The organism is Streptomyces xanthochromogenes, assembly GCF_014650455.1.
GTDB classification, from domain to species: domain Bacteria; phylum Actinomycetota; class Actinomycetes; order Streptomycetales; family Streptomycetaceae; genus Streptomyces; species Streptomyces xanthochromogenes.
In genome coordinates this window covers 318,820-345,049 of the sequence record NZ_BMUZ01000002.1, presented here as the reverse complement: position 1 = coordinate 345,049, position 26,230 = coordinate 318,820, and the positions used below count along the sequence as shown (strand labels likewise).

At 72.3% G+C, this 26,230-nt stretch carries 23 protein-coding genes; 17 read left to right on the top strand and 6 right to left on the bottom strand.

The features are described from left to right. Positions 1-32: 32 nt before the first annotated feature. The 8 genes from IE267_RS05365 (at position 33) to IE267_RS05330 (ending at position 12,127) form a co-directional block, all read left to right on the top strand. On the top strand, positions 33-1,553 hold the full coding sequence (locus tag IE267_RS05365) for a leucyl aminopeptidase (protein WP_167153719.1): 1,521 nt from the start codon (positions 33-35) through the stop codon (positions 1,551-1,553). A gap of 333 nt (positions 1,554-1,886) precedes the next feature. Beyond that, positions 1,887-3,275 carry a dihydrolipoyl dehydrogenase gene (gene lpdA / locus IE267_RS05360; protein WP_161253784.1) on the top strand — a complete coding sequence of 463 codons (1,389 nt, stop codon included), beginning with the start codon at positions 1,887-1,889 and terminating at the stop codon, positions 3,273-3,275. A gap of 55 nt (positions 3,276-3,330) precedes the next feature. Next, positions 3,331-5,115 (top strand): 2-oxoglutarate dehydrogenase, E2 component, dihydrolipoamide succinyltransferase, encoded by a 1,785-nt coding sequence (gene sucB / locus IE267_RS05355; protein ID WP_189762304.1) that lies wholly within the window; start codon positions 3,331-3,333, stop codon positions 5,113-5,115. A 128-nt stretch (positions 5,116-5,243) separates the two neighbouring features. Next, positions 5,244-5,870, top strand: a complete 627-nt coding sequence (locus IE267_RS05350; protein ID WP_161244238.1) for a GntR family transcriptional regulator — start codon at positions 5,244-5,246, stop codon at positions 5,868-5,870. A 226-nt stretch (positions 5,871-6,096) separates the two neighbouring features. Beyond that, complete coding sequence (gene aceE / locus IE267_RS05345; RefSeq protein WP_189762303.1) at positions 6,097-8,793, top strand: pyruvate dehydrogenase (acetyl-transferring), homodimeric type; 2,697 nt, start codon at positions 6,097-6,099, stop codon at positions 8,791-8,793. 149 nt (positions 8,794-8,942) lie between these two features. Further along, entirely contained in the window at positions 8,943-9,716 is a 774-nt protein-coding gene (locus IE267_RS05340; protein WP_189762302.1) for a VOC family protein, read from the top strand. Positions 9,717-10,158: 442 nt separating this feature from the next. Further along, entirely contained in the window at positions 10,159-11,139 is a 981-nt protein-coding gene (locus IE267_RS05335; RefSeq protein WP_167153711.1) for a helix-turn-helix transcriptional regulator, read from the top strand. Between the two features lie 76 nt (positions 11,140-11,215). Beyond that, positions 11,216-12,127 (top strand): GntR family transcriptional regulator, encoded by a 912-nt coding sequence (locus tag IE267_RS05330; protein WP_189762301.1) that lies wholly within the window; start codon positions 11,216-11,218, stop codon positions 12,125-12,127. A gap of 40 nt (positions 12,128-12,167) precedes the next feature. Here IE267_RS05330 and IE267_RS05325 read toward each other — a convergent pair whose 3' ends face one another. Next, a complete protein-coding gene (locus IE267_RS05325) occupies positions 12,168-12,395 on the bottom strand; it encodes a hypothetical protein (protein WP_167153709.1) in 228 nt (75 codons plus the stop codon). 259 nt (positions 12,396-12,654) lie between these two features. Here IE267_RS05325 and IE267_RS05320 point away from each other — a divergent pair, with 259 nt between their 5' ends. Together IE267_RS05320 and IE267_RS05315 are read left to right on the top strand one after the other, a co-directional pair. Next, a complete protein-coding gene (locus IE267_RS05320) occupies positions 12,655-13,527 on the top strand; it encodes a GntR family transcriptional regulator (RefSeq protein ID WP_167153708.1) in 873 nt (290 codons plus the stop codon). 97 nt (positions 13,528-13,624) lie between these two features. Further along, the gene (locus tag IE267_RS05315; RefSeq protein WP_167156305.1) at positions 13,625-14,146 is read left to right on the top strand and encodes a DUF4240 domain-containing protein; all 522 of its coding nucleotides are present in this window, start codon (positions 13,625-13,627) and stop codon (positions 14,144-14,146) included. A 92-nt stretch (positions 14,147-14,238) separates the two neighbouring features. Here the strand turns inward: IE267_RS05315 and IE267_RS05310 are convergent, their stop codons facing one another. Further along, positions 14,239-15,042, bottom strand: coding sequence for an SDR family NAD(P)-dependent oxidoreductase (locus tag IE267_RS05310; RefSeq protein ID WP_167153706.1), 804 nt, complete (start codon positions 15,040-15,042; stop codon positions 14,239-14,241). A gap of 124 nt (positions 15,043-15,166) precedes the next feature. On the opposite strand from IE267_RS05310, the gene IE267_RS05305 reads away from it, so the two are divergent. Continuing rightward, a complete protein-coding gene (locus tag IE267_RS05305; protein WP_189762300.1) occupies positions 15,167-15,853 on the top strand; it encodes a TetR/AcrR family transcriptional regulator in 687 nt (228 codons plus the stop codon). Positions 15,854-15,861: 8 nt separating this feature from the next. On the opposite strand, the gene IE267_RS05300 is transcribed toward IE267_RS05305, so the two are convergent. Both IE267_RS05300 and IE267_RS05295 read right to left on the bottom strand, forming a co-directional pair. After that, positions 15,862-17,127 carry an amidohydrolase gene (locus IE267_RS05300; protein ID WP_373304468.1) on the bottom strand — a complete coding sequence of 422 codons (1,266 nt, stop codon included), beginning with the start codon at positions 17,125-17,127 and terminating at the stop codon, positions 15,862-15,864. Positions 17,128-17,214: 87 nt separating this feature from the next. Further along, positions 17,215-17,742 carry a GNAT family N-acetyltransferase gene (locus IE267_RS05295; protein WP_167153702.1) on the bottom strand — a complete coding sequence of 176 codons (528 nt, stop codon included), beginning with the start codon at positions 17,740-17,742 and terminating at the stop codon, positions 17,215-17,217. Positions 17,743-17,778: 36 nt separating this feature from the next. Here IE267_RS05295 and IE267_RS05290 point away from each other — a divergent pair, with 36 nt between their 5' ends. Further along, on the top strand, positions 17,779-18,678 hold the full coding sequence (locus tag IE267_RS05290) for a TIGR01777 family oxidoreductase (RefSeq protein ID WP_189762299.1): 900 nt from the start codon (positions 17,779-17,781) through the stop codon (positions 18,676-18,678). 87 nt (positions 18,679-18,765) lie between these two features. Here IE267_RS05290 and IE267_RS05285 read toward each other — a convergent pair whose 3' ends face one another. After that, a complete protein-coding gene (locus tag IE267_RS05285) occupies positions 18,766-19,518 on the bottom strand; it encodes a DUF4097 family beta strand repeat-containing protein (protein WP_167153698.1) in 753 nt (250 codons plus the stop codon). A 517-nt stretch (positions 19,519-20,035) separates the two neighbouring features. On the opposite strand from IE267_RS05285, the gene IE267_RS05280 reads away from it, so the two are divergent. Beyond that, positions 20,036-21,352, top strand: coding sequence for an NAD(P)/FAD-dependent oxidoreductase (locus IE267_RS05280; protein WP_167153697.1), 1,317 nt, complete (start codon positions 20,036-20,038; stop codon positions 21,350-21,352). Between the two features lie 26 nt (positions 21,353-21,378). On the opposite strand, the gene IE267_RS05275 is transcribed toward IE267_RS05280, so the two are convergent. After that, on the bottom strand, positions 21,379-22,827 hold the full coding sequence (locus IE267_RS05275; protein ID WP_167153695.1) for an NsdA family TPR-like regulatory protein: 1,449 nt from the start codon (positions 22,825-22,827) through the stop codon (positions 21,379-21,381). A gap of 232 nt (positions 22,828-23,059) precedes the next feature. Between IE267_RS05275 and lipB the strand changes: the two genes are divergently transcribed. The 4 genes from lipB (at position 23,060) to IE267_RS05255 (ending at position 26,207) form a co-directional block, all read left to right on the top strand. Further along, on the top strand, positions 23,060-23,857 hold the full coding sequence (gene lipB, locus IE267_RS05270) for a lipoyl(octanoyl) transferase LipB (protein WP_161248500.1): 798 nt from the start codon (positions 23,060-23,062) through the stop codon (positions 23,855-23,857). A 131-nt stretch (positions 23,858-23,988) separates the two neighbouring features. Then, positions 23,989-24,945: a lipoyl synthase gene (lipA, locus tag IE267_RS05265; RefSeq protein WP_161248475.1), complete on the top strand. Its 957-nt coding sequence runs from the start codon at positions 23,989-23,991 to the stop codon at positions 24,943-24,945. 322 nt (positions 24,946-25,267) lie between these two features. Next, entirely contained in the window at positions 25,268-25,480 is a 213-nt protein-coding gene (locus IE267_RS05260; RefSeq protein WP_161248477.1) for an SCO2195 family GlnR-regulated protein, read from the top strand. A 19-nt stretch (positions 25,481-25,499) separates the two neighbouring features. Then, entirely contained in the window at positions 25,500-26,207 is a 708-nt protein-coding gene (locus IE267_RS05255; protein WP_100576873.1) for a DUF4191 domain-containing protein, read from the top strand. Positions 26,208-26,230: the final 23 nt, after the last annotated feature.

Here is a 26,230-nt window from a genome sequence, read left to right as displayed (position 1 = left end):
CAGGATTCTCAAGGAAGAGAGATCTCACCACCGTGACTGCTCTGACTCTCAGCACTGCCGGTGCGGCGACGCTGCGCGCCGACGCCCTCGTCGTCGGCGTCGCCAAGGCCGCGGGCCCCAAGGGTGGGCTGGTCGTCGCGCCCGGCGCCGAGGCCGTGGACAAGGCGTTCGGCGGGAAGCTCGCCGCCGTCCTGGAAACCCTCGGCGCCCGCGGTGCCGAGGGTGAGGTGACCAAGGCCGTGTCGCCCTCCGGCCTCAAGGCCCCGTTCGTGCTCGCCGTGGGTCTCGGCACCGCGCCGGGCGCGGACGAGGCGTACGGCGCCGAGGTGCTGCGCACCGCCGCGGGCAACGCCGCCCGCGCCCTGCACGGCGTCAAGAAGGCCGCGTTCGCGCTGCCGATCGAGGCCGCCGAGGACATCGAGGCGATCGGCGAGGGCGCCCTGCTCGGCGCGTACGCCTTCACCGCCTACCAGGACCGCGGCCCCGACGCCAAGGAGCCGCTCGCCGAGGTGGCGCTGCTCGGCGCCAAGCCGCGCGACAAGGCCCACAAGGCGGCCGTCGAGCGCTCCCTCGCGCTGACCGAGGAGATGAACCGCGCCCGCGACCTCATCAACACCCCGCCGAACGACCTGACCCCCGAGGCCTTCGCCGCGGTGGTCTCGGCCGCCGGCAAGGAGCACGGCCTCAAGGTCCAGGTGCTGGACGAGAAGGCGCTCGAGAAGGGCGGCTTCGGCGGCATCCTCGGCGTCGGCGTCGGCTCCGAGAACCCGCCGCGCCTGGTGAAGATCACGTACACCCACGCCAAGAACGCCAAGCACCTCGCGCTCGTGGGCAAGGGCATCACCTACGACTCGGGCGGCATCTCGCTCAAGCCGGCCGGCCACAACGAGACGATGAAGTGCGACATGAGCGGCGCCGCCGCCGTGTTCGCCGCCGTCGTCGCGGCCGCGCGCCTCGGCGTCGAGGTCAACGTCACCGGCTGGCTCGCGCTCGCCGAGAACATGCCGTCGGGTTCGGCCACCCGCCCCGGCGACGTGCTGCGCATGTACAGCGGCAAGACCGTCGAGGTCCTCAACACCGACGCCGAGGGCCGGCTGGTCCTGGCCGACGCGCTGTGGAAGGCCTCCGAGGAGAAGCCGGACGCGATCGTCGACGTGGCGACGCTGACCGGCGCCATGGTGGTCGCCCTCGGCGACCACACCTTCGGCATCATGGCCAACGACGACGCCTTCCGCACCGCGATCCACGAGATCGCCGAGGAGTCCGGCGAGCAGTCCTGGCCGATGCCGCTCCCCGCGAACCTGCGCAAGACCATGGACTCCCCCACCGCCGACCTCGCCAACATGGGCGTGCGGATGGGCGGCGGCCTGGTGGCCGGCGTGTTCCTGAAGGAGTTCGTGGGCGAGGGCATCACCTGGGCCCACCTGGACATCGCGGGCCCCGCCTACAACGACGGCGCCCCGCACGGCTACACCCCCAAGGGCGGCACCGGCTCCTCGGTGCGCACCCTGCTCCGCCTCGCGGAGCGCACCGCCTCGGGCGACCTCGGCTGACAGCCCGTCCACAGCCGACACACAGGGCGGTCCCTGGCATACGTGCCGGGGCCGCCCGTGTTCACGCTCCGTACCGTCACGCTTCGGCCGGATTTCGCTGTAGATGAAATCCGTACGTCTTCGCGCGGCGGTGGAGTGACCTCTGAGCGGCTCCGTGCCCGACGATCGGCCGTCTCAGACCCCGGCCCCGCGTCCCGCCTTCCGTCAACAAGTGCGAAGATGGGTTCTCGGCAGGACAGGGCCCCCACCACAGGGCCGAAGACAAGCGGCCGAACACCAGCCGCCGCCGGTCATCGACGACCGCGCCCGGCGCACATGCATGGAGGACGTGACGTGGCGAACGACGCCAGCACCGTTTTCGACCTAGTGATCCTCGGCGGTGGCAGTGGCGGCTACGCCGCGGCCCTGCGCGGAGCGCAGCTGGGCCTGGACGTCGCCCTGATCGAGAAGAACAAGCTCGGCGGCACCTGCCTGCACAACGGCTGCATCCCCACGAAGGCCCTGCTGCACGCCGGCGAGATCGCCGACCAGGCGCGCGAGGCCGGCCAGTTCGGCGTCAAGGCGACCTTCGAGGGCATCGACATCAACGCGGTCCACGCGTACAAGGACGAGGTCATCTCGGGCCTGTACAAGGGGCTGCAGGGCCTGGTCGCCTCCCGCAAGGTGACCTACATCGAGGGTGAGGGACGCCTGTCCTCCCCGACCTCGGTGGACGTCAACGGCCAGCGCATCCAGGGCCGCCACGTCCTGCTGGCGACCGGCTCCGTGCCGAAGTCGCTGCCGGGCCTGGAGATCGACGGCAACCGGATCATCTCCTCCGACCACGCGCTGACCCTGGACCGCGTCCCGCAGTCCGCGATCATCCTGGGCGGCGGCGTCATCGGCGTCGAGTTCGCCTCGGCGTGGAAGTCCTTCGGCACCGACGTCACCGTCATCGAGGGCCTCAAGCACCTCGTGCCGGTCGAGGACGAGAACAGCTCCAAGATCCTGGAGCGCGCGTTCCGCAAGCGCGGCATCAAGTTCAACCTGGGCACCTTCTTCCAGAAGGCCGAGTACACCGCCAACGGTGTGAAGGTCACGCTGGCCGACGGCAAGGAGTTCGAGGCCGAGGTCCTCCTCGTCGCCATCGGCCGCGGCCCCGTCTCCCAGGGCCTCGGTTACGAGGAGCAGGGCGTCGCGATGGACCGCGGTTACGTCCTGGTCGACGAGTACATGCGCACCAACGTGCCCACCGTCTCCGCCGTCGGCGACCTCGTCCCGACGCTCCAGCTCGCGCACGTCGGCTTCGCCGAGGGCATCCTGGTGGCGGAGCGTCTGGCCGGTCTCAAGACCGTCCCGATCGACTACGACGGCGTGCCCCGGGTGACGTACTGCCACCCCGAGGTCGCCTCCGTGGGCATCACCGAGGCCAAGGCCAAGGAGATCTACGGCGCGGACAAGGTCGTCGCTCTGAAGTACAACCTCGCGGGCAACGGCAAGAGCAAGATCCTCAAGACCGCGGGCGAGATCAAGCTCGTCCAGGTCAAGGACGGCGCCGTGGTCGGCGTCCACATGGTCGGTGACCGTATGGGCGAGCAGGTCGGCGAAGCCCAGCTGATCTACAACTGGGAGGCGCTGCCGGCCGAGGTCGCGCAGCTCATCCACGCGCACCCGACGCAGAACGAGGCGCTCGGCGAGGCCCACCTGGCGCTGGCCGGCAAGCCGCTGCACTCCCACGACTAACAGCCCCTCGGGCGCGACGACCACTACCGCAATTTCGTAAGGAGCAACCGAAACCATGTCGGTTTCCGTAACCCTTCCGGCGCTCGGCGAGAGCGTCACCGAGGGCACCGTCACCCGCTGGCTGAAGGCCGAGGGCGAGCGCGTCGAGGCCGACGAGCCGCTGCTCGAGGTCTCGACCGACAAGGTCGACACCGAGATCCCCGCCCCCGCCTCCGGCATCCTGGCCTCCATCAAGGTGGCCGAGGACGAGACCGTCGAGGTCGGCGCCGAGCTCGCCATCATCGATGACGGCACCGGCGCCCCCGCGGCCGAGGCCGCTCCGGCCGCCGAGGCCGCCCCGGCACAGGAGGCTCCGGCCCAGGAGGCGCCCGCGCCGCAGGCCGCGCCCTCCACCGAGGCCGAGACCCCCGCCCCGGCCCCCACGGCCGAGGCCGCTTCCGGCGGTGGCTCCGCCGAGGGCACCGACGTCGTCCTCCCCGCGCTCGGCGAGAGCGTGACCGAGGGCACCGTCACCCGCTGGCTCAAGGAGGTCGGCGAGGAGGTGGCCGAGGACGAGCCGCTGCTCGAGGTCTCCACCGACAAGGTCGACACCGAGATCCCGGCTCCGGTCGCGGGCGTGCTGCTCGAGATCGTCGTCGGTGAGGACGAGACCGCCGAGGTCGGCGCCAAGCTCGCCGTCATCGGTGCCCCGGGCGCCGCTCCGGCCGCTGCCCCGGCTCCGGCCGCCCCGGCCCCCGCGGCCGCCCCCGCCCCGGCTCCGGCCGCTGCCCCGGCGCCCGCTCCGGCCGCTCCGGCTCCGGCCCCCGCCGCCGCTCCGGCCGCCCCCGCCGCACCGGCTCCGGCCACCCCGGCTCCCGCGGCCGCTCCGGCACCGGCTGCCGCTCCGGCGTCCGCTCCCGCCGCCACCTCCGGTGACGACGGCGCGTACGTCACGCCGCTGGTCCGCAAGCTCGCCTCCGAGTCCGGTGTGGACCTGGGCGCTGTCAAGGGCACCGGCGTCGGCGGTCGCATCCGCAAGCAGGACGTCATCGCCGCCGCCGAGGCCGCCAAGGCTCCGGCTCCGGCCGCTGCCGCCGCTGCCCCCGCCGCGAAGGCCGCCCCCTCCCTGGAGGCGTCCCCGCTGCGCGGCCAGACGGTCAAGATGACCCGCATGCGCAAGGTCATCGGCGACAACATGATGAAGGCCCTGCACTCGCAGGCGCAGCTCACCAGCGTCGTCGAGGTGGACATCACCAAGCTGATGAAGCTGCGCGCGGCCGCGAAGGACTCCTTCGCCGCCCGCGAGGGCGTCAAGCTGTCCCCGATGCCGTTCTTCGTGAAGGCGGCGGCCCAGGCGCTGAAGGCCCACCCGGTCATCAACGCCCGGATCAACGAGGACGAGGGCACCATCACGTACTTCGACTCGGAGAACATCGGCATCGCCGTGGACTCCGAGAAGGGTCTGATGACCCCGGTCATCAAGAACGCGGGCGGTCTCAACCTCGCCGGCATCTCGAAGGCGACCGCGGAGCTGGCCGGCAAGGTCCGCGCCAACAAGATCACCCCGGACGAGCTGTCCGGCGCGACCTTCACGATCAGCAACACCGGCTCGCGCGGTGCGCTGTTCGACACGGTCATCGTGCCGCCGAACCAGGTCGCCATCCTGGGCATCGGTGCCACGGTCAAGCGTCCGGCGGTCATCGAGACCGCCGAGGGCACCGTCATCGGTATCCGCGACATGACCTACCTCGCGCTCTCCTACGACCACCGTCTGGTGGACGGCGCCGACGCGGCTCGCTACCTGAGCGCCGTCAAGGCGATCCTGGAGGCCGGCGAGTTCGAGGTCGAGCTCGGCCTGTAAGGCCCTGAGAGGCACCGTGGGACGGCTGTAAGACTCGTCTCACCAGCGGCCGCGTCCCCGTCCGGGCACTTCCGGACGGGGACGCGGCCGTATTGTTTGGAGGTCACCGCTCGCCCTAAGGAGCCCGCATGACCGTGCCCGTCGTCCACTCGCTGCGCGAGCAGATCCGCGAGCACATCGTGGAGGGGATCGTCAGCGGGCGCTGGAAGCCCGGTGAGCGGATCGTGGAGCGGCGCATCGCGGTGGAGCTCCAGGTCAGCCAGACGCCGGTGCGCGAGGCCCTGCGCGAGCTGGAGAGCCTGCGCCTGATCGAGTCGGCGCCCAACAAGGGCGTACGGGTGCGCAATCTGAGCGCGGCGGACCTGGAGGAGAGCTATCCGGTCCGGGCCGGTCTGGAGCAGATCGCGGCCGAGCTCGCGGCCGAGCGGCTCGCCGGGGACTGCTCGGCCCTGGAGCCGCACGTGGCGGCCCTGTACGCGGCGGACCGGGCGGCCGACGGCACCGCGCAGGTGCGGCACACGGTCGGATTCCACCGGGAACTGGTGCGGGCCGCCGACAACAGTGTGCTGTTGCACACATGGGAGGGCCTCGGCATCGAGGTGTTCACGGCGCTCTCGATCCGCTGGCTCGGAACCGTACAGAAGTCGTACGCCGAGGAGCACGAGGACCTCGTGGCGGCGTTCCGGCGGCGCGATCCGGCCATCGGCGCGCTGGTGAAGGCCCATGTCCTGGGGTGCGCGCCGCGTAGCGCCTGACCTGCACGGCAGCCGGCCGGGCACCTGGCAATCCAAGGCACCCGGTGCCCTTTTTTACGGCACCCTGTGCCGACTTTTGCGATTCGAAGAAGTTTTTGGCCCAACGCTTTGATCGATCATCGATCGTCGGCTTACAGTCAACGGCGGACTCACCGGTCCAAGGCCCCGTCCTGCCAGACAAAGGCCCCTATTTCTCCACCCCCCTCCTGTCCGGAAGGCGGCGATCATGATCGACCCCGTAGCCAAGTTTCCGAGCGAGCTCGACCAGCTCCCGGACCGTGACACCGAGGAGACCGCCGAATGGGCGGCCTCCCTCGATGCCGTCGCCAAGGCCGCCGGCCCGCACCGGGCCGCGTATCTGATGCGCCGCACGCTGCAGCACGCCGAAGGCGCGGGCCTCGCCCTGCCGAAGCTGCTGGAGACGGACTACGTCAACACCATTCCCTCCTCCTCCGAGCCCGCCATCGACGGCGACGAGGAGATGGAGCGCCGGATCACCGCGTGGAACCGCTGGAACGCGGCGGCCATGGTGACCCGCGGCTCGAAGTACGGCGTCGGCGGCCACATCGCGACCTTCGCGTCCGCGGCCTGGCTGTACGAGACCGGCTTCAACCACTTCTTCCGCGGGAAGGAGGGCGACGGATCCGGCGACCAGCTCTACATCCAGGGCCACGCCTCGCCCGGCATCTACGCCCGCGCCTTCCTCGACGGCCGCCTCACCGAGGCGCACCTCGACAAGTTCCGCCAGGAGTCCGGCGGCGACGGCCTGCCGTCCTACCCGCACCCGCGCCGCCTGCCCTGGCTGTGGGAGTTCCCGACCGTGTCCATGGGACTCGGCCCGCTCTCCGCGATCTACCAGGCGCGCTTCAACCGGTACCTCACCAACCGGAACATCAAGGACGTCTCCAACTCCCACGTGTGGGCGTTCCTCGGTGACGGCGAGATGGACGAGCCCGAGTCGACGGCGGCCCTCGCGCTCGCCGCCCGCGAGGGTCTGGACAACCTGACCTTCGTCATCAACTGCAACCTGCAGCGCCTCGACGGCCCGGTCCGCGCCAACTTCAAGATCGTGCAGGAGCTGGAGGCCCAGTTCCGCGGCGCCGGCTGGAACGTCGTGAAGTCGCTGTGGGGCGGCGCCTGGGACGAGCTCTTCCAGCTCGACACCACCGGCGCGCTCGTCCGCCGCCTCCGCGAGGTCCCCGACGCCCAGGTGCAGACGTACCAGACGCGCGACGCGGCCTACATCCGCGAGGACTTCTTCGGCAAGGACCCGGCGCTCGTCGAGATGGCGAAGCTGCTCTCGGACGACAAGATCCTGGAGTGCTTCCACCTCTCGCGCGGTGGCCACGAGCCGCGCAAGGTGTACGCCGCCTACAAGGCCGCCCTGTCCCACAAGGGTGCGCCGACCGTCATCCTGGCGCAGACCGTCAAGGGCTTCACCCTCGGTGAGGGCTTCGCGTCCAAGAACGCGAACCACCAGATGAAGAAGCTCACCAACGACGAGTTCAAGAACATGCGTGACCTTCTTGAACTGCCCATCTCGGACGCCCAGTTCGTCGACGGCCAGGTCCCCTACGGCCACCCCGGCGCCGGCTCCCCCGAGGTCCGCTACCTCCAGGAGCGCCGCGCGGCGCTCGGCGGCCCGGCCCCGGCCCGCCGCAGCCACGCGATCGCCCCGCTGCCGGCCCCGGCCGACAAGTCGTTCGCGGCCTTCGACAAGGGCTCCGGCAGCCAGTCCATGGCCACCACCATGGCGTTCGTCCGGCTGATGAAGGACCTGATCCGCGACAAGACGACCGGCAAGCGCTGGGTCCCGATCGTCCCGGACGAGGCCCGCACCTTCGGCATGGAGTCGCTGTTCCCCTCGCTCGGCATCTACTCGCCGAAGGGCCAGACGTACGAGCCGGTCGACCGCGACCAGCTGATGTACTACCGCGAGGCCAAGGACGGCCAGATCCTCAACGAGGGCATCACCGAGGCCGGCTCGATGGCCGACTTCATCGCCGCGTCGTCCGCGTACGCCACGCACGGCGAACCGATGATCCCGTTCTACATCTTCTACTCGATGTTCGGCTGGCAGCGGACGGCCGACCAGATGTGGCAGCTCGGCGACCAGCTCGGCCGCGGCTTCCTGGTGGGCGCCACCGCCGGCCGTACGACCCTGACCGGTGAGGGCCTCCAGCACGCGGACGGCCACTCCCCGGTGATCGCGGCGACCAACCCGGCGGCCCTGTCCTACGACCCGGCCTTCGCCTACGAGGTCGCGGCCATCGTCAAGGACGGTCTGCGCCGGATGTACGGCGAGGCGGCCCCGGGCGAGGACCGGGACGTCTTCTACTACCTGACGGTCTACAACGAGCCGATGCCGCAGCCGGCGAAGCCCTCGGGCATCGACGAGGGCATCGTCAAGGGCCTGTACCGCTTCAACACGGCGGAGTCCGCGGGCGTCACCGTCCCTGTCAACGCCTCGCGCATCCAGCTGCTGGGCTCGGGTACCGCGATCCACTGGACGCTCGAAGCACAGAAGCTGCTCGCCGAGGAGTGGGGCGTGGCCGCCGACGTGTGGTCCGCCACCTCCTGGACCGAGCTGCGCCGCGACGCCCTGGAGGCGGACGCCGCCCTGCTGCGCGGCGAGGAGCGAACTCCCTTCATCCGCAAGGCACTTGAGGGCGTGGAGTCCCCCGTCCTCGCGGTGTCCGACTACATGCGCCAGGTCCCGGACCAGATCGCGCAGTGGGTCGAGCAGGACTACTCCTCGCTGGGCGCGGACGGCTTCGGCCTCTCCGACACCCGCGAGGCGGCCCGCCGCCACTTCGGCGTCGACGCCCAGTCGATCGTCGTCGCGGCCCTGGCCCAGCTCGCCAAGCGCGGCGAGGTCCCGGTCACGTCCGTGAAGGAAGCGCGCGAGCGCTACGGCCTGTAGGCCGCGGGGTCCGGTCCCGGCTCCGGTGTGCGAGCACCGCGGCCCGGGCCCGACCCGGAGGTCACCCACGCGTGCCCCGTCCCGATTGCCGGGTCGGGGCACGCGTGCGTCAATGTCGACCGGGGGCGGTACGACTCCGGGAGCAGCGCATGAAGATCTCCGACCGCCCGTCCGCACCCGTCTGGGCCGACCTCTCGACGACCGACGTGCCCGCGGCCAAGGCCTTCTACGGAGACCTCTTCGGCTGGCAGGGCGCGGACGTGCCGATGGAGGAGGCAGGTGGCTACGGCATGTTCCTGCTCGGCGACCGGTACGTCGGCGGGTACGGGCCCTGCATGGCGCCGGAGCAGCCGGTGGCCTGGCTGGCGTACTTCCAGGTCGAGTCGGCCGACGCGACGGCCGCGACGGTGACCGGCAACGGCGGCTCGATCGTCGCGGGCCCCATGGACGTCTTCGAGTCCGGCCGGCTCGCGGTGCTCAGCGACCCCGAGGGCGCGGTGTTCGGCGTCTGGCAGCCCAAGGAGCACCACGGCTTCGGCGTCGTGGACGAGCCGGGCGGCATGTGCTGGTTCGAGCTCCTCACCCGCGACAGCGACCGGGCGAAGACGTTCTACGGGACGGTCTTCGGCTGGCACGCCGACGCGGCCGACCCGTACGGATCGTCCTCCGAGTACACGGAGTGGAAGCTCGGCGGGGAGAGCTTCAGCGGCATGATGCGGATGGGCTCCGACTTCCCGCCCGAGGTGCCGGCGCACTGGATGGTGTACGTCCAGGTCGAGGACTGCGACGCGGTCGCCGCGCGGGCACGGGAACTGGACGGCGAGGTCCACGTCCCGCCCACCTCGATCCCGCCCGGCCGCTTCGCCCTGCTGCGGGACCCGCAGGGCGGGGTGTTCTCGGTGATCGCCCTCACCGAGTCCTAGCCCTCCGGACGCGACCGGGGCCCGGGCCTTGGGGGGGCGCAGGTCCGATGGCCGGTGGTCCAGGCGCGGGCCGGGCCCGGGGTGTTGCGGACGCAGGTCCGATGGCCGGTGGTCCGGGCGCGGGCCGGGCCCGGGGAGTTGGGGGCGCGGGGAACTGTGCGACCGGCCACGCACGGTCCGCACCCGAAGACGGGGTCCGCAGGCACGCCCCGAAGACACGTCCCTGTCCAGCCCCAGGCAACCAGGGGCGCGGGGAACTGCGCGACCGGCCGGGGACGGCCCGCACCCGAAAAGCGACCGCCTTCGACCCCAGGCCGTGCGCGGCCGAGCGCGCAGTCCCCCACCCTCCCCCGGAAGGCAGCCGCGCGGACAAGCCCGCCCCGCCGGGGCAAGCCCGCACGGCCAGCCACGGCCGCGCGGCGAGAGCGCGCAGAATGGGCCCATGCGTGCTGCCCGGCTCATCAAGATGGTGCTGCTCCTCCAGGCGAGGCCCGCCATGACCGCCGCCGAACTGGCCCGGGAGCTGGAGGTCTCCGAGCGCACCGTCACCCGGGACGCGCAGGCGCTCGCGGAGGCGGGGGTGCCGGTGTACGCGGACCGGGGACGGGCGGGCGGCTACCGCCTGGTCGGCGGGTACCGCACCCGCCTCACGGGCCTGGCCCGCTCCGAGGCCGAGGTGCTCTTCCTGTCCGGCGTACCGGGCGCGCTGCGGGAGATGGGCCTGGAGGACGCCGCCTCGGCCGCCCGTCTGAAGGTGTCGGCGGCCCTGCTCCCCTCCCTCAAGGACGCTCCCTCCGTCGCCGCCCAGCGCTTCCATCTGGACGCCCCCGGCTGGTGGCAGGAGCCCGAGACGCCCGAGCTGCTGCCCGCCGTGGCCGAAGCGGTGTGGGACGACCGGAACGTACGGGTGGGCTACCGGCGCCCGGACCGCCCCGAGGCGGAGCGGAACCTGGAACCGTACGGCCTGGTCCTGAAGGCGGGCGTCTGGTACCTGTGCGCACGCCCCGCCGAGGAGCGCGGCGACTTCCGGGTGTACCGGCTCGACCGGTTCACGGCGGTCGCGGTCGGCGAGGACCGCTTCGTGCGGGACGAGGACTTCGACCTGCCGCGCTTCTGGGAGGCACGGGCCGAGGAGTTCGCCCGCGCGGTGCTCAGGGAGACGGTGGTCGTACGGGTCTCGCCGGCCGGAGCCGCCCTGTTGCCGTACGCCACCGGCGACCGGGGTCCCGTCCGCGAGGCATTGGAGCGCGCCGGAGAGGCGGACGAGGACGGCTGGCTGACCCTCACCCTTCCGGTCGAGTCCCAGGACGTGGCGTACAGCCAACTCCTCTCCCTGGGACCGGAGTTGGAGGTCATGGAGCCCGCCGGCCTGCGCGCCCGCTTCATCGAGGCCGCCCATGGGCTGCGCCAACTCTACGCATAGCGCGGGCCATTGGCAGATACGGGCAGTTTCCGGCAGACAACTCGCCGTCATTGGCAGCCCGTTGTAGGCTTGCTGTGTGCCTGGAATCAGCGCTTCTACCGATGGACAGCGTCGTCCGCGGGATGTGGTCGCCGACGGTCTGCGTGCCCTCATCTCCTGCGGGGAGCTGCGGGTCGGTGAGCACCTCCCGACCCAGGCGCAGCTCAGCGAGCGCTTCTCGGTACCGCGCGGCGCGGTCCGCGGCGCCGTCGAGCTCCTGGAGCGGGAAGGCCTGATCCGGCGGGCCCAGCAGGGCACCCCGCCGACGGTGGCCCGCCCGGACCGGCGCCCGGACCGGCAGGACCGGCGCGAGGTACCCGGACCGCGCCGCCATTCGCCCCGCCCCGCCGGCGTCTTCCTGGGCGAGCGGGTGGCGCAGTGCTTCCGCCAGGACGAGGTGACCATCGACGCGTACTGCCTCAATGGCGAGACGCTGGCCTCGGCGCTGGCAGGCCCGCTCGTCACCGTGCAGGCCGAGGGCGCGGGCCCGCGCCGTGTCGCGGTGCGCATCCTGCTGCCCGACGCCGAGGCGCCCCTCGCGCTGCCGCAGGTGATCGGCGACCTCGGCAACACCCGGCCGCGCGAGCGGCTGCGGATCACCAGCGACCACATCTACGGCTCGCTGCGCCACTCGCTGCGGATGCTGAAGGTCCGCGATCTGGTCCCGGACGTGACGGTCGAGGCCCGCAAGGTGTCGATCACGCCGACGCAGAAGGTCTACATCCTCAACGGCAGCGAGGTCCTCGCCGGGCACTACCAGGTGACCGAACGCACCGTGGATCTCGACCGGAATCCGATCGAGATCTACGACATGCTCGGCGTGGAGGGCATGCTCTTCCGGCACACCGTGGTGGACGACGACCAGGTCACCCGCAGCTATGTGGAGCAGACCCAGCAGTGGTTCGACTCCCTGTGGAACACCATCGCCCGCCCCATGGAGCCGAACTGAGCCGCATCCGGAGCGGGCGCCGTTCGCCGTGACGTCCCGCTCAGCGGGCGGCGATCAGCAGGATCACCAGGAGCACGGCCGCCACGCACACCAGGTTGGTGCGCGGCCCGGCCGGGACCGCGGGCGGCCGTTCGCCGTCCGAGCCGCCGCCCTTCGCGAGCAGCACGCCCAGCGCGAGCACCAGCAGGCCCGACGGGCCGAGCAGGGACACCACACCCACGTTCGACAGCAGTTCGAGGACGATTTGCACGCGTGTCTCCAGTCCCATGGAACACCTCCTCCGGTTGTCGCCGCCGCGGACCGCGTGGAGTGACGCTCGGCACCCTCAATGGCAGGCGATCGTGTGCCCTCTTCCTACCCGGGCTGAATGGCTGCCATCTATGGTCAACCGACTGCATATTGAGCAACACGACTATGCCAATGGGAGGTTGACCGACCATGCACCCCAACCAACCGGGCAACAGGGCCAGTTGACCGGTCGATGCAGCCATCTGTCCTGTCCTGACCGCGAGTTGTAGCCTCGGTGGGTGACGACCCACATCAACGGGGCCGACCGGGAAGACGCCGGGGAGATCCCCCGCTACCGATTGGTCGCCGACGCGCTGCGCCAGGACATCCAGAACGGGGTGCCGGCGCCCGGCGAGGGGCTGCCCAAACAGGAGCAGCTCATGCGGCGCTTCCGCTGCGGACGCGGCACCGTGCAGAAGGCGCTCCAGCTGCTGCGCGACGAGCAGCTCCTGGAGGAGGGAGTGTCCGGGCGCGGCGCCCGGGTGGCCCGGCAGGCTGCCATCGGGCGGCCATTGGTCCATTACGTCTCCCGCGCCTTCGAGGCCCCCCACGTCTCCCTGGACGTATGGTCGCTGCACACCGAGGAGCTGTCCCGCGCGGTCCAGCAGCAGGCCGAGCTGATCCGCCTCGGCGACCGGGCGGCCCCCCGTTCGGTCCGGGTACGGGTCCTGGTGCCGGACCTGGACACCCACCACCCCTATCCGCGCCACCTCGACGACCCGGGGGACCTGCGCCCGCTGCGGCGGCTTCGCCGGGTCATCCGGATGTACGCGGAGGCGCTGCACCACTCGCTCACCCAGCTGGCCGAGGAGGGCACGGTCGGCTCGGTGTCCGTGGAGATCCGGGGCCTTCCGACGGTGCCCGGCGAGAAGCGCTACCTCATCAACGGCACCCAGATGCTGACCGGCTACTACTTCCTGCGCAAGACCCGCATCCTGGTGGACGCCGCGTCCATAGAGGTACTGGAACTGCACAGCGACACCCTGTTCCCGGCCACCTTGGAGGGCAACGGGGCGCGGCCCCTGGAACGCGCGGAGTTCCAGCAGGTCCAGGCGTGGTTCGACTCGCGCTGGGAGACGGTGGCGACCCCGCTGCGTCCGCTCGACGAGTAGCCGGGCCGGGCGCGGGGCAGCGTCCGGGAGCGGCAACCGGACGAATAGCGCCGCTCCGCGTGCGCCGCCCTCCCCCACCCACGATGCTGGTTCCGTGATGGACGAGACGGAGTTCTGGGAGATCGTCGACCGTGCTCGCGAGGCCGCCGACGGCGACCCCGAGGAACAGGCCGACCTGCTGGTGGACCGGCTGCTGCAGTACGACCCCGACTCCGTGCTCGACTTCGCCCGGCACTTCGAGGCGCGCTACAACCGGGCCTACCGCTGGGACCTGTGGGGAGCCGCGGCCGTGCTGCTCGACGGGGCGAGCGACGACGCCTTCGACTACTTCCGCTGCTGGCTCATCGGCCAGGGCCGCGAGGTCTTCGAGGGCGCGCTGCACGACCCGGACGCGCTCGCCGGCCTCCTCGGCGAGTTCGACGAGGAGGTCGACGGCGACGGCGAGGAGCTCGGCTACGCCGCGGACGAGGCGTACGAGCAGCTCACCGGAGTCGAGGCTCCGGACCTCGGCATCCCCGCCCAGGCCGAGGAGCCGGAGGGGACGCCGCTGGACTTCGAGGACGACTCGGCGCTCGCGGACCGTTTCCCGCGCCTGTGGGAGCGGTTCGGCACCGGCTGAGCGCGCCGGGACGGGCCGCGCGCCACCGGCCGGAGCCGCGTACCGGCCCTCAGAAGTGCGTGCCGCCTCGACGTGGACCTCGGTGTCGGACCTCAGAAGTGCGTGCCGCCGTCGACGCGGACCTCGGTACCGGTGATGAAGCGCCCGTCGTCGCTCGCCAGCATCGCGACCACCGAGGCCACCGTCTCCGGGCCCGCGAAGCCCTGGCCGATGGCCGGGGCGAGCTTCATGAAGAGGGACATGTCGGCGTCGGCGGGCAGGCCGGGGCCCACGCTGGAGCGGGAGGCGCCGCTTCCGTCCGTCATGCCGGAGGAGATCGAACCGGGCTGCACGGCGGTGAAGCGGATGCCCTGCTTGGCGTACTCGGCGGCCAGTGCGTGCGTCATCGACTGGATTCCGCCCTTGCTCGCCGCGTAGGCCGCCATGTACGGGTGGGCGAACACCGCCGAGGTCGAGCTGAAGTTGACGACGGCGGCCCCGTTGCCTTCGAGCAGCGCCGGAACGGCCTCGCGGATCATCAGGAAGGTGCCGGTCAGGTTGACCGCGACGACCTGGTTGAAGTCGGCCAGGCTCGTTTCGTGGGTGTGCGAGGAGCGCAGGATGCCGGCCGCGTTGACCAGCACGTCCAGGCCGCCGAGCGCGGAGACCGCGGCCGCGACGCCCTCGCGGACCGACGCCTCGTCGGCTATGTCGACGACGAGCGTGGTGAGCCGTCCGATGCCGGCGCCCGCCTTGTCCGCGGTGTCCTTCAGGCCCGCCTCACTGACGTCGGCGGCCACCACATGGGCGCCCTCGGCGAGCATGCGCAGCACGGTGGCCTGCCCGATGCCGGAGCCACCCCCGGTGACCAGGGCGCGGCGTCCTTCGTAGCGGTCGGTGACGGTGTTCACGCTCATCGCGGGTCCAGCTTTCTCGATGTGTCCGACGACTGCCGGGACGGCAGCGTCCGCCTACCGGGGGGTGGCAGCGTTCGACGTCCACCGTACGCCCGGATGGCACGTTTTGCCACGACGTCAATCCATGCACACCCAGAGGTCCCGGGCGTACGCTGGCGAAGTGACCCACCCCGTTCCGCAGTCCCCGTCCGCGCCCGCCCCCTCGCTCACCGAACGCCGCAAGGCCGCGACCCAGCTCGACATCGCCCGGGCCGCGGCCGCACTCTTCGCCGAGCACGGGCCGGACGGCACCACCGCCGAGGCCATCGCCCGGCACGCCGGGGTCGCGCTGCGCACCTTCTACCGCTACTTCCGCTCCAAGCAGGACGCGGTCGGGCCCCTGCTCTCGGGCGGCGCCGAACGGTGGCGCGCGCTGCTGGAGGCCGCCGAGCCCGGCCCCCTCGCCAGGACCCTGGAGGTCGCCGTCCGCCAGGCCCTCTCGGCGCCCGACGCGGCCGCCGTCGAGCAGCTGCGATGGACCAGGGGACTGCTGCGCGCCGCCGAGCACGACGCGGCGCTGCGCGCGGTCTGGTACCGGGTGAACCAGGACTCCGAGGAGCGCCTGCTTCCCGTGCTCGCCCGGCTCGCCGGGCCGGGCGCCGACGGCCTGGAGGTCCGCCTCGTGGCGGCGGCGGCCACCGACGCGATCCGGGTGGCCCTGGAGGCGTGGGCCGTCACCGACGCCCCCGCCTCGGGCGCCGGCTCCCCCGCCGAGCTCGCGGTGCGCTGTCTGCGCGAACTCACCGGCGGGATGCGCCTGTTGGGCCGTTGAGCGGCCGGCTACCGCGCGTCGAGCCAGGCGAGCGCGGCCGTGGTGAGGGCCGTGACACCGGTGGTCAGGGTGGGCTCGACGACCGGGGCGAAGAAGGGCGAGTGGTTGGAGGGGATGTCCCTGTCGACGGTGCCCGCGGCGAACGCGGACCCGTACGCCTCGGGGTCCGTGCCACCGAACAGCCAGTAGCAGAGCGGGACTTGGGCCTCCGTGGCGAACAGGCCGACGTCCTCGCTGCCGGTCACGGGCCCCGGGTCGAGCACGCGGTCGTCGCCGATGACCGCGCCGACCGCGGCCATCGTGCGGGCCGTCGCGCCGGCGTCGTTGACGAGCACCGGGAACGAGTCGATCCCGGTGATGCTGGGCTCGCGCTCCGCCCCCGCGACGGCGGCCTCCCCGCGCACGATCCGCTCCACCGCGGCGAGCACCTTCGTGCGCACCTCGTCCTTGTACGTACGGATGTTGAGCTGCAGCTCGGCCTCGTCCGGGATGATGTTGTCCTTGGTCCCGGCGTTGAGCGCGCCCACGGTGACGACGGCCGTCTCACCGCCCGGGATCTCGCGCGAGACGATCGTCTGGAGCCGCATGACGGTCGAGGCGGCCATCACCACCGGGTCGACCGACGCCTCGGGCCGCGAACCGTGCGCCCCCTTGCCGTACATGACGACCCTGAGCGCGTCGGTGGCGGCGAAGGCGGGACCCGCGTGCGCGCCGATCAGCCCGGCCGGGAACGGCCCGACGTGCTGGCCGAGCACCACGTCGGGGGTGCCGAACCGCTCGTAGAGACCGTCGTCGAGCATGGCCCGCGCGCCCTGTCCGACCTCCTCGGCGGGCTGGAATACGCCGAGGACGGTGCCGCTCCACAGCGAGCGGGCGTCCGCGAGGAGCTTGAGCGTTCCGAGGAGACAGCTGACGTGCATGTCGTGCCCACAGGCGTGCATGACGCCCTCGGCCGTCGACGCGTAGTCGAGCCCGGTCCGCTCGGTGACCGGCAGGGCGTCGAAGTCGGCCCGCAGCAGCACGGTGGGCCCGGGCCCGTTGGCCAGCACGGCGACGACCCCGGTGCGCCCGACCCCGGTCGTCACCTCGCACCCGAACTCCCGCGCCCTGCGCGCGACTTCGGCGGCCGTGCGGTGCTCGGCGAAGGACAGCTCGGGATGGGCGTGCAGATCGCGGTAGACGGCGGCGAGATCGTCCCGGATCGCGTCGAGCCCCCGCAGGGCGATGCGGGCGGTGTCGGCGGCGGCCTTGGCGGAAGGGGTGGAGTCTGACACGGAGCTGCCCTGCTTTCGGGGTCGAGGGGGGGGCGGTGCCGGGGGTAACGGAGTCGATGTCACGCGGGCCGGAGACCGGGCCGGTGGTCAGCGGTCGAGCAGCGTCCGGCCCATCAGGACGTCGTCCACGTGGGCGCCGTCGAGGAGGAACTCCCCCGGCAGTACGCCCTCGACGGCGAAGCCCTCCGCCGCGTACAGGGCACGGGCCGGGGCGTTGTGGCCGAGGACGCGCAGGGTGATCCGGGTGGCGCCCTGGCGGCGGGACGCGTCGTACGCGGCGTGCAGCAGGGCCCGCGCCACGCCCCTGCCACGTGCGGCCTCGGCGACTTCGAGGCCCTGGATCTGGCGGACGTGACTGTTGCACGCGAGCGAGGTGGCCGGCACCAGGCGGACGAACCCCACGACCTCGCCGTCCGCCTCCGCGACGAGATAGTGCTCGGGCTCGTGCTGCTCGTCGTAGAAGGGCGCGTACGGCGGAGCCGGGCGCGGCTGTACGGAGTGCAGCGGGGACCAGGCGGCCCGGGTGAGCTCCCCCAGCGCCTCGCCGTCCGAGCGGCGGGCGGGCCGTATGAGCAGAGGAGTGGGACCACTGGGCTCGGTGTACGACTCAGGCATGCGGCCACTGTGCCATGCGGGCCGGGGCAGGCGAGGATGGACCGCATGAAGATCGCGGTGACGGGTTCGACAGGACTGATCGGTGCGGAACTGGTGCGCTCGCTGCGCGCGGACGGGCACGAGGTGCTGCGTCTCGTACGGCGCAGGCCCGGCGCTCCCGACGAGGTCGAGTGGGATCCGGTACGTCAGTACGTGGACGCGGCGGGCCTGGCCGGCAGCGCGGCGGTCGTGCATCTGGCCGGGGCGGGCGTGGCCGACCACCGGTGGACCGACGCGTACAAGAAGCAGATCCGGGACAGCCGGGTGCTCGGCACGACCGCGCTCGTCGAGGCGCTCGCCTCCCTGGACACCCCGCCGAAGGTGTTGGTCAGCGGGTCGGCGATCGGCTTCTACGGCGACACGGGCGACCGTGCCGTCGACGAGTCGGCGCCGCCGGGCGACGGGTTCCTCTCCCGGGTGTGCGTGGAGTGGGAGGAGGCGGCGGCCCCCGCCGAGGAGGCGGGCATCCGCACGGTGTTCGCCCGCACGGGCCTGGTGGTGTCCCGCAAGGGCGGCGCGTGGGCGAAGCTCATCCCGCTGTTCCGGGCGGGCCTGGGCGGGCGGCTCGGCAGCGGGCGCCAGTACTGGTCGTTCATCGCGCTGCACGACGAGGTGGCGGCGCTGCGGTTCCTGATGGACACGGAGGGTCTTTCCGGTCCGGTGAACCTGACGGCGCCCGAGCCGGTCACGAACGGCGAGGTGACCGCGGCCATGTCCCGGATCCTGCACCGCCCCGCCCTCTTCCCCGTTCCGGCCCCCGCGATGCGCCTGGCCCTGGGCGAAGCGGCCGGGGACATCCTGTCCAGCCAGCGCGTCCTGCCCTCGCGGCTGCTGTCGGCGGGGTTCGCGTTCGCGTTCCCGGGGGTGGAGGACGCGATCACGGCGGCGCTGGACTAGCCGGACCGGCCCCGGGGAGACCGAGGACGAGCGCCCCACGGCCGGGGTCCGGGGCGGAGCCCCGGGGTCCGGCACCCCCGAGCCCGTTCAGGAAGTCCGCACGCTCACGTCCCCGCTCCCGGTCGTCAGACCGATCCCGTACGGGCCCGCAGGGTCATCGGGCACCTTGACGTTCCTGTCCCCGCTGCCGGTCTTCACGGACACCCGGTACGCGGCGGACGGCACGGTCAGGACGACATCGCCGCTTCCGGCGGTGATCTGCACGCTCTGCGGCCTGCTGGGCGTGAGGTGGACGTCCCCGGAACCCGTCCGGGTGTCGATGCCCCCGCCCGCGAGCCCCTTCCCGGTGATCTCGCCGCTGGTGGTCCTCACCTTGACCGCACCGGTGACGTCCGCAAGGTCGATGTCACCGGAACTCGCCGCCACATCCACCGCGCCCACCCGGTGCAGGCTGACGTCACCCGAGGACACGTCGCCGCTGATGGGGATGCCGGCGGGCACCTGCACGGTGTACTTGACCGAGCAGGACCCGGAGCAGCCGCCGAGGACGAGTACGCCGTCCTCGATCCGGTGGGTGGCTCCCGACGGCCTGGTCGCGCCCTTCTCGTAGTACACCTTGCGGTGCAAGGACGCCGAGCCGCCGTCGGTGCCGTTCACGGTGACCCCGCCCGAGCCGTTCTCCAGGCGCACGGCGGTGATCCTGCCGGAGAGCGCGGGGTCGTCCTCGAAGGACTGCGACCCGATCGAGCCGATCGAGCCGATCGAGCCGCACGCGGCCAGTCCCCCGGCTGCGACGCCGACCGCGGTGAGGACGCCGAGGGCGCGGAGCTGCTGACGCATGAATGTCTCCCGGTTCTGGAGAATCGGCTGGACCCGAACGGGCGTGCCGCCCGCACGGGCATGGGGAAAACCCCGGCCCCGAGGGGTCGGACCGTTCCGCGTCACGACGCTAACGCGGTGCGTCACGGCGGGAACATGGGGCAGACCCCCGGGTTCTTCTTGAGGACCGCCCCCGCCGCACGCGGGCCGGACGCGCGTTCACCCGCGGCTCGCACGTGGCCGATCGCGCGGTTCTCCGCGCCCCGAACTCCTCGGCGTCGGCCCGCAGCGCGCCCACCGGCCCGTCACGCTCGGGGGGCCTGGGCGAACCCCCAGGACGCCGGGGCGGAACCCCGGCGGTATGGGGTGGGCCGCCCCCGGGAGGGGCCCCGTGCGCCCGCCGTGCGCCCACGCCCACCCGCACGCGCGCAGCGCGAAGCCGCGGAACCTCCCTACTCTCTCCCCGAACTCCGGCATTCCGTGGGCCAGTTGGGGGCATGAGGCCTCCACCGACCGCGCCTACCTCGGGGAGGGCCACGTGCTCAGCACCGCACACCATGCGGACGTACTCATCGTGGGGGCCGGGCTCGCGGGCCTGTCAGCGGCTCATCGGCTGACCGGCGCGGGAGTCACGGTCAGCGTCCTGGAGGCGGCCCCCGACGTGGGCGGCCGCATGTCGACCGCCCACGTCGACGGCTTCCGCCTCGACCGCATCGGCCAGCTGCTGTCGACCTCGTACCCGGAACTGGCCCGCACCCCGGGCCTGGAGGACCTGCCGCTGCGCCCGTTCTCGCCCGGCGCCCTCGTGCACAGCGAGGGCCGCCGCTACCGGGCCGGCGTCACCGGGAGCGCACGGGGCGCACTGGCCGCCGCGCGCGCCCGGGCGAGCGCCCCTCGCGGCACGGCCACCCCGCTCGGCGGCGCACTCGACCAGGCCCGGCTCGGCAAGGCGCTGGCCAGGCTGGCCGCGACCCCCGTCGAGCGCATCGTCGCCCGGCCCGAACTCCCCATAGGGCAGGCCCTGTTGAGCCGCGGACTGCCCGCCCGCACCCTGGACGGATTCGTCCGCCCGCTGCTCTCCGCCCTGCTCTGCGACCCGGACCTGACCACGTCGAGCCGCTGCGCGGACCTCGCGCTGCGCGGCTTCGCCCGAGGCCGGCTGTGCGTCCCGGCGGGCGGCGCGGCCACCCTGCCGGAGCTGCTCGCCGCGGCGCTGCCGCCCGGCACGGTGCGTACCGACGTGAAGGTGACCTCCGTCGCCACCACCTCGGTCACCACCGCCGACCACGGCGTGCTCGGGTGCCGCTCGGTGCTCCTGGCCACCGACGCCCCCGCCGCCGCCGAACTGCTGCCGGGCCTGCGGGTCCCCGGCTTCCATCCGCTCACCGTGCTGCACCACACCGCCCCCCGCTCCCCGCTCGCCGACCCCGCGCTGCTCCTGGACGCGGACCGCAGCGGCCCAGTGGCGTACACCTCGGTGATGAGCGAGGTCGACCCGAGCCGCGCGCCGCACGGCCGGGCCCTGATCACCTCGACCGTGCTCGGCACCCCGCCGCCCGACCTGGAGGACGCCGTACGCCGCCAACTGGCGCGCCTGTACGGCACGTCCACGCACGACTGGGAGCTGCTCGCGGTGCACCACACCCCGCAGGCCGTGCCTTCGATGCCCGCCCCGCACGACCTGCGCCGCCAGGTCCGCCTCCTGGCCGGCCTGTACGTCTGCGGCGACCACCGCGACACCAGCACCGTCCAGGGCGCCCTGTACTCGGGCCGCCGCGCCGCCCGGGCGATCCTCACCGACCTGGGCGTCCCATCCTGGCAGGCCACGGCGGAGGTGATCCACAAGGCCGCCTGAGGCCCGGCGCCCCGGTCCGGGGCGCCTCAGCCAAGGGCGGCCACCCGGTCCCGGTAGGTGCGGACCGCCGCCGCGTCCCGGTACGGCTCCAAGCGGCGCTCGAAGTCGCGTACGTACTCGACCGCGCGCGCCGACCGCATCTCGCCGGCCTGCTGCGCGGCCTCCGCGCCCAGCGCGCAGGCCTGGTCGAGTTCGCCGAGTCCGAGGCGGGCGGTGGCGAGCACGACCCGGCAGAACAGCCGGGAGCGGGCGTAGCCCGGCGCGCGCAGCTGCAGCGAGCGCTCCGCGTGCTGGGCGGCCGCGCGGTACTGCTGGAGGTCGCGGTGGCAGTGGCCGAACTCGTCGGCGAGCTGCGCCTCGTCGAAGTGCCGGCCCCAGTGCGGCACGTCGTCGCCGGGGCGGGCGCTCTCCAGGGCGCGTTCGGCCCGCGCGAGGGATGCCGTGCACGCACGGACCTCGCCCAGCACCCCGTGCCCCCGCGCCTCGACGGCGTTGAGCAGCGACTGCACGACGGGCGGCGCCGCCGAGCCCACGCCCTGCTGGGCGACCCTGGCGAGCTGCACCGCCTCGCGGCCGTGCCCCAGATAGACGGCCTGCCGGCTCATGGTGACCAGGACGTAACTGCCGTAGGCCCGGTCGCCCGCCGCCTGCGAGAGCCGCAGCGCCTGCACGAAGTACCGCTGGGCGAGCCCGTGCGCCGCGATGTCGTACGAGGTCCAGCCGGCCAGTCTCGTCAGGTCCGCGGCGGCCGCGAAGAGCCGGCGCCCCACGTTCTCGCCGTAGGTGCCGCGCAGCATCGGCTCGGCCTCGTGCTCCAGATAGCGCACCAGGGCCTGGCGGGCGTGGCCGCCGCCGTAGGCGTGGTCGAGCGTGCGGAACAGTTCGCCGACCGAGCGGAGCGCCGCGATGTCCCCGCCGGTCACCCGCTGTCCGGGGCCCCGGTCGGTGGTGCGCTGGCGGGGCACCGTGGGCCGGCCCTGGACCGGGATGCGGGTCACGTTGCCCGGCGGGCCGGGCTCACCGCGTCCCACCCGGTCGTCGGCCCGCCCGATCAGCCAGTCCCGGCTCGGGACCACCAGGCCCGCCGGGGTGAATGCGATCTTGCGGAGCTCGGCATGGCTGCCCGAGTCCTTGCGCCACAGGCCGCTGACGATGTCGACGGCCTCCTCGGGTGTCGCCGCGAACTCCAGGCCCGCGTACACCGGCGCGCAGGCGTCGAGCCCGAGGTCCTGTGCGGAGAGCCGGCGGCCCAGCCGCCGGGTGAACACCTCGGCGATCAGTGCGGGTGTGGTGCCGCGCGGCTGCTGGCCGCGCAGCCACCGGGTGACCGAGGTCTTGTCGTAGCGCAGGTCCAGGCCGTGCTCGAGACCGAGCTGGTCAACGCGACGGGCGAGCCCCGCGTTGGAGAACCCGGCTTCCGCGATGAGTGTGGCGAGCTGGCGGTTGGGGGTGCGCTGCGAGGGTCGTTCCGTCATCAGCTCTGCGTTCTCCTGCCTTCCGGGCCAACCTTGCAGCCCTCATGGAACGGCGAGAATTTAGCGGTCAATACGGCCGGTGCCGCCACCTTCGCCCCGCATTCATCCGATCGTGTGGTGACGTGCCGTTTCTGCCGGGCTCCGGGGGGCGTGCGGGGGTCCTCGAACACGGTCGTACAGTGATTGAGGGCGCGCATCGATGGCATCCGAGAAGTTCGACAGGGGAGCTGGAGTGAACGAGCTGCGATTTGTCCGGCTGGGTTTCGGCGAGGAAGCGGTCGAGTACCAGGAGGCCTGGGACGAGCAGCGCCGGGTGCACGCGGCCCGGTTCGCGGACGAGGTCCCGGACACCTGCCTGCTCCTTGAGCACCCCCCCGTCTACACCGCGGGCCGGCGCACCGAGGACAGCGAGCGCCCCCTGGACGGCACCCCGGTGATCGACGTCGACCGCGGCGGCAAGATCACCTGGCACGGCCCGGGCCAGCTGGTCGGCTACCCGATCCAGAAGCTGCCGCGCCCCGTCGACGTCGTCGCGCACGTACGCCGCCTCGAAGAGGCCCTGATCCGTACCGCCGCCGACTTCGGCCTCGCCACCACCCGGGTCGAAGGCCGCAGCGGGGTGTGGGTGCTCGGCGACCCGGTCGAGCAGCGCCCGAAGCCCGGCGGTCTCTCCCTCGACTTCGACCCGCGGCTGAACGACGACGAGTTCGACCCCCGGCTCAACGGCCCCGAGTACGCGCCGTCCAACGCCGGCCAGCGCCGCGAGGACCGCAAGCTGGCGGCGATCGGCATCCGCGTCGCCAAGGGCGTCACCATGCACGGCTTCTCGTTCAACGTGAACCCGGACAACACCTGGTTCGACCGGATCGTGCCGTGCGGAATCCGCGACGCGGGTGTGACGTCGCTCTCGTACGAGCTGGGCCGCGAGGTCACGATCGAGGAGGTGCTGCCCGTGGCGGAGCGCCACCTCAAGGACATCCTGGAGCACGCGGAGCTCGCCCCCCGCGAGATCGAGCGGGCCTCGGCCTGACCGACCCGCGGCGAGGGAATGCTCCCGCGCCTCCCCGGGTTGCTCCCACGGCAGTGGGCCGCACCCCGGCCGTTCAATCAACGGGCGTACCCTAGGGTTCGCCGAAGAATCGAAGTCACAGGGAGCCGGACGTGTCCGCAGTCGCACCCGACGGACGCAAGATGCTGCGCCTGGAGGTCCGGAACAGCCAGACCCCCATCGAGCGCAAGCCCGAGTGGATCAAGACCCGGGCGAAGATGGGCCCCGAGTACAACCAGTTGCAGAAGCTGGTGAAGAGCGAGGGTCTGCACACGGTCTGCCAGGAGGCGGGCTGCCCCAACATCTTCGAGTGCTGGGAGGACCGCGAGGCGACCTTCCTCATCGGCGGCGACCAGTGCACCCGGCGCTGCGACTTCTGCCAGATCGACACGGGCAAGCCCGAGGCGCTCGACCGTGACGAGCCCCGCCGCGTCGGCGAGTCGGTCGTCACGATGGACCTGAACTACGCGACCATCACCGGCGTCGCCCGCGACGACCTCGCGGACGGCGGTGCCTGGCTGTACGCGGAGACCGTGCGCCAGATCCACGCGCAGACCTCGCAGCGCGCCGAGGGCCGCACCAAGGTCGAACTGCTCGCCCCGGATTTCAACGCGGTCCCCGAGCAGCTGGAGGAGGTCTTCTCCTCCCGCCCCGAGGTGTTCGCGCACAACGTCGAGACCGTGCCGCGGATCTTCAAGCGGATCCGCCCCGGTTTCCGTTACGAGCGTTCCCTCGACGTGATCACCAAGGCCCGCGACTACGGCCTGATCACCAAGTCGAACCTGATCCTCGGCATGGGCGAGACCCGCGAGGAGATCAGCGAGGCGCTCCAGCACCTGCACGACGCGGGTTGCGAACTCATCACGATCACGCAGTACCTGCGGCCCTCCGTGCGCCACCACCCCGTCGAGCGCTGGGTGAAGCCGCAGGAGTTCGTGGAGCTGAAGGAGGAGGCCGACGAGATCGGCTTCTCCGGTGTGATGTCGGGCCCGCTGGTCCGCTCCTCGTACCGGGCCGGGCGCCTCTACCAGCAGGCGATGGAAGCCCGGAGCGCCGCCACCGCCGTCTGATCGAACAGCGGGTCCGTGAGCGGACCCGCAGGCCGCTCCGGGGCCGGCCCGACGGCCGCCCCGGGAGGGCCGTACGTGAATCCGCTCACAAGCGGCTACTGATCAGTAATGGCCGATTCGTCGCGGCTCGTACCTTCCCCGCAGGTCGGGGCCGCGTACGGGCCGCGTCAACGTTTTGCGGGGCCGCGTCAATGTTTCATTGGCGTTTGACCGGTCGGACACGCCCTGGTAACACCAATCAGTGACCCTGGCTTTACGCACCGCGCATGCCCCCACACCACCGTCCGTTCCTGACTTCCCGTCCCGAGGGGGGACCTCGACGATGCAGGCCGCTACCGCTCCGCAGACCGTGCGAGCCACCACGCTTCCGTCCGTCACCGGCGCGCTGCGCGCCATGGAATCGCTGATCATGGGCTCCGGCCAGCGGACCGCCCGGCGCAACGCCTGGACCGCGGTCCTGGAGGACCGGCGCCGGGCCAAGGACCGGGTCGAGGCCCAGCACGTACTGGAGGCCGTGGCCACCCGTCCCTCCTAGGCCACGTAAACTTCCTGGTATGGCGAGGAAGGCAACCGCAGAGAGCGCTGCGAACGATGCGAATGCGGGGCGACTGAAGCAGATCGCCCTGACCTACAAGATGACCCGCAAGGCCGATTCCAAGATCGGGCTTGTCATCGCTGGCGTGGGAATCGTCGTCCTCGGCGTCTTCCTCGCGATCGGGTTCCTGCTCGGGCACCCGGTCTATCTCGGCATCCTGGGCCTCCTGGTGGCCGTGCTCGCGATGGCGATCGTCTTCGGACGGCGTGCCGAGCGGGCGGCGTTCGGTCAGATGGAGGGCCAGCCGGGCGCGGCGGCCGCCGTGCTCCAAAACATCGGGCGCGGCTGGACCACCACCCCGGCCGTGGCGATGAACCGCAGCCAGGACGTCGTCCACCGGGCCGTCGGCCGGGCCGGCGTCGTGCTGGTGGCCGAGGGCAACCCGAACCGGGTCAAGTCCCTGCTGGCGGCCGAGAAGAAGAAGATGGCCCGCATCGTGGTGGACGTCCCGGTCCACGACGTGATCGTCGGCGACGGCGAGGGCCAGGTGCCGCTGAAGAAGGTCCGCACCACGCTCCTCAAGTTCCCCCGGGTGCTCTCGGGCCCCCAGGTGACCGCGGCTAACGACCGGCTGCGCGCCATGGGCGACCTGATGAGCAACATGCCGCTGCCGAAGGGTCCGATGCCCAAGGGCACGCGGATGCCGCGCGGCGGAAAGATGCGCTGACCTCCACCGCGCGGGCACCCGAG